The organism is Pseudomonas sp. 2822-17 (assembly GCF_002742485.1).
Lineage (GTDB): Bacteria > Pseudomonadota > Gammaproteobacteria > Pseudomonadales > Pseudomonadaceae > Aquipseudomonas > Aquipseudomonas cyclaminis.
Genome location: NZ_LJRZ01000427.1, coordinates 1 through 3,274, shown reverse-complemented (window position 1 = coordinate 3,274; position 3,274 = coordinate 1). Strand labels below are relative to the sequence as shown.

3 protein-coding genes are annotated in these 3,274 nt (G+C 62.2%); all 3 read left to right on the top strand.

The annotated features are described in order from the left end of the window. The coding region (locus AOA60_RS14700) for a substrate-binding domain-containing protein (RefSeq protein WP_099585033.1) at positions 1 to 921 on the top strand (921 nt) is incomplete at its 5' end. Continuing rightward, entirely contained in the window at positions 918 to 2,420 is a 1,503-nt protein-coding gene (gene araG / locus AOA60_RS14695) for an L-arabinose ABC transporter ATP-binding protein AraG (protein ID WP_099585032.1), read from the top strand. The genes AOA60_RS14700 and araG, both read left to right, overlap by 4 nt. Positions 2,421 to 2,429: 9 nt before the next feature. Next, positions 2,430 to 3,274: L-arabinose ABC transporter permease AraH (gene araH, locus AOA60_RS14690; protein ID WP_099585031.1), on the top strand; the 845-nt coding region annotated here is incomplete at its 3' end.

The following is a 3,274-nucleotide window of genomic DNA, read 5'->3' as shown; positions in this document are numbered from 1 at the left end:
GCCGAAGAAGTAAAGATCGGCTTCCTGGTCAAACAAGCCGAAGAACCCTGGTTCCAGACCGAATGGGCCTTCGCCGAAAAAGCCGGTAAGGAACACGGTTTTACCGTGATCAAGATCGCCGTGCCCGATGGCGAAAAAACCCTCTCTGCCATCGACAGCCTGGCCGCCAACGGCGCCAAGGGCTTTGTGATCTGCCCGCCGGACGTGTCCCTCGGCCCGGCCATCGTGGCCAAGGCCAAGCTCAATGGCTTGAAAGTCATGGCCGTGGATGACCGCTTTGTCGATGCCAAGGGCAATTTCATGGAGGACGTGCCGTACCTGGGCATGGCCGCGTTTGAAGTGGGCCAGAAACAGGGCGCCGCCATGGCCGCCGAAGCGAAAAAACGTGGCTGGGACTGGAAAGACACCTACGCGGTGATCAACACCTTCAATGAACTCGACACCGGCAAAAAACGCACCGACGGCTCGATCAAATCCCTTGAAGAAGCTGGCATCCCGAAAGACCATATCCTCACCGCTGCGCTGAAAACCCTCGACGTGCCCGGCAGCATGGACGCCACCAACTCGGCGCTGGTCAAGCTGCCCCGCGGCGCGAAAAACCTGATCATCGGCGGCATGAACGACAACACCGTGCTTGGCGGCGTGCGCGCCACGGAAAGCGCCGGCTTCAAGGCGGCCAACGTGATCGGCATCGGCATCAATGGCACCGACGCCATCGGCGAACTGAAAAAGGCCGACAGCGGCTTCTTCGGCTCGATGCTGCCAAGCCCGCATATCGAGGGCTACAACACCGCGCGGATGATGTACGAGTGGGTCACCAAAGGTACCGAGCCACCGAAGTACACCGCGATGGATGAAGTGACCCTGATCACCCGCGCCAACTTCCAGGAAGAACTGACCAAGATCGGGCTGTGGAAATGAGTACGGCGGCCCTGCGGTTCGAGGGGATCGGCAAGACCTTTCCCGGGGTCAAGGCGCTGGACGGCATCAGCTTCAGCGCCCAGCCGGGGCAGGTGCACGCGTTGATGGGCGAGAACGGCGCGGGCAAGTCGACGCTGCTGAAAATCCTCGGCGGCGCTTACATCCCAAGCACGGGCACCGTGCAAATCGGCGAGCAGACCATGGCGTTCAAATGCGCGGCGGACAGCATCGCCAGCGGTGTCGCGGTGATCCATCAGGAGCTGCACCTAGTGCCGGAAATGAGCGTGGCCGAGAACCTGTTCCTCGGCCATCTGCCGTCGCGCTTCGGCGTGGTCAACCGGGGCCTGCTGCGCAAGCAGGCCCTGGCTTGCCTCAAAGGCCTGGCGGATGAAATCGATCCTGAAGAAAAGCTCGGCCGGCTGTCCCTGGGCCAACGCCAACTGGTGGAAATCGCCAAGGCGTTGTCCCGTGGCGCCCATGTGATTGCCTTCGACGAACCCACCAGCAGCCTGTCGGCGCGGGAGATCGACCGCTTGATGGCGATCATCACGCGCCTGCGCGATGAGGGCAAAGTGGTGCTCTACGTGTCGCACCGCATGGAAGAAGTGTTCCGCATTTGCAACGCGGTGACGGTGTTCAAGGACGGCCGTTACGTGCGCACCTTTGACGACATGAGCGCGTTGACTCACGACCAGTTGGTGACCTGCATGGTCGGCCGCGACATTCAGGACATCTACGACTACCGCCCGCGTGAGCAGGGCGAGGTGGCGCTCAAGGTCGATGGTTTGCTCGGCCCCGGCCTGCGTGAACCGATCAGTTTTGACGTGCGCAAAGGCGAGATTCTTGGCCTGTTCGGCTTGGTCGGGGCAGGGCGCACGGAGCTGTTCCGCTTGCTCAGCGGCCTGGAACGCAGCAGCGCTGGCAGCCTGCAATTGTGCGGTGAAAACCTGCAACTGCGCTCCCCGCGCGACGCCATCGCCGCCGGTGTTCTGCTGTGTCCCGAGGACCGCAAGAAGGAGGGCATCATTCCGCTTTCCAGCGTCGCCGAGAACATCAACATCAGCGCCCGTGGCGCCCATTCCTCGTTTGGCTGGTTGCTGCGCGAGACCTGGGAAAAGGGCAACGCCGACCAGCAAATCAAGGCGATGAAGGTCAAAACCCCGGATGCGCAACAGAAAATCATGTACCTGTCCGGCGGCAATCAGCAGAAGGCCATTCTGGGCCGCTGGCTGTCGATGCCGATGAAGGTGCTGCTGCTGGATGAACCGACGCGGGGCATCGACATTGGCGCCAAGTCGGAGATTTACCAGATCATCCACAACCTCGCGGCCAGCGGCATTGCGGTGATTGTGGTGTCCAGCGACCTGATGGAAGTGATGGGGATTTCCGATCGCATCCTGGTGCTGTGCGAAGGCGCCCTGCGCGGTGAACAAACCCGTGAACACGCCACCGAATCCAACCTGCTGCAGCTGGCCCTGCCGCGCCGCGTGACGAACTGAGAGACGACCATGACCACTCAAAACAACGCGTTGCCAACCGCACGCAAACCCCTCGATATGCGCGCACTGCTCGACAACTGGGCGATGCTGTTGGCGGCGGTGGGCATCTTTGTGCTGTGCGCCTTGCTGATCGACAACTTCCTCTCGCCGCTGAACATGCGCGGCCTGGGCCTGGCGATTTCCACCGTCGGCATCGCCGCCTGCACCATGCTGTTCTGCCTGGCGTCGGGGCACTTTGACTTGTCGGTGGGCTCGGTAATTGCCTGCGCAGGCGTGGTCGCAGCTATCGTCATGCGCGACACCGAGAGCGTGATGCTCGGCATCGGCGCCGCATTGCTGATGGGCCTGATCGTCGGGCTGATCAACGGCATCGTCATCGCCAAGCTGCGGGTCAACGCGCTGATCACCACCTTGGCGACCATGCAGATCGTGCGCGGCCTGGCCTACATCTTTGCCGACGGCAAGGCGGTCGGCGTGTCCCAGGAGCAGTTCTTCGTGTTCGGCAACGGCCAGTTGTTCGGCGTGCCGGTGCCGATCCTGATCACCATCGTGTGCTTCGTGTTTTTCGGTTGGCTGCTCAACTACACCACCTACGGGCGCAACACCATGGCCATCGGCGGCAACCCGGAAGCGGCGCTATTGGCCGGGGTGAACGTTGACCGCACCAAGATCCTGATCTTCGCCGTACACGGCTTGATCGGCGCACTGGCCGGGGTAATCCTCGCCTCGCGCATGACCTCGGGCCAGCCCATGATCGGCCAGGGTTTCGAACTGACGGTGATCTCGGCATGCGTGCTGGGCGGGGTGTCGTTGAGCGGCGGGATCGGCATGATCCGGCATGTGATTGCGGGGGT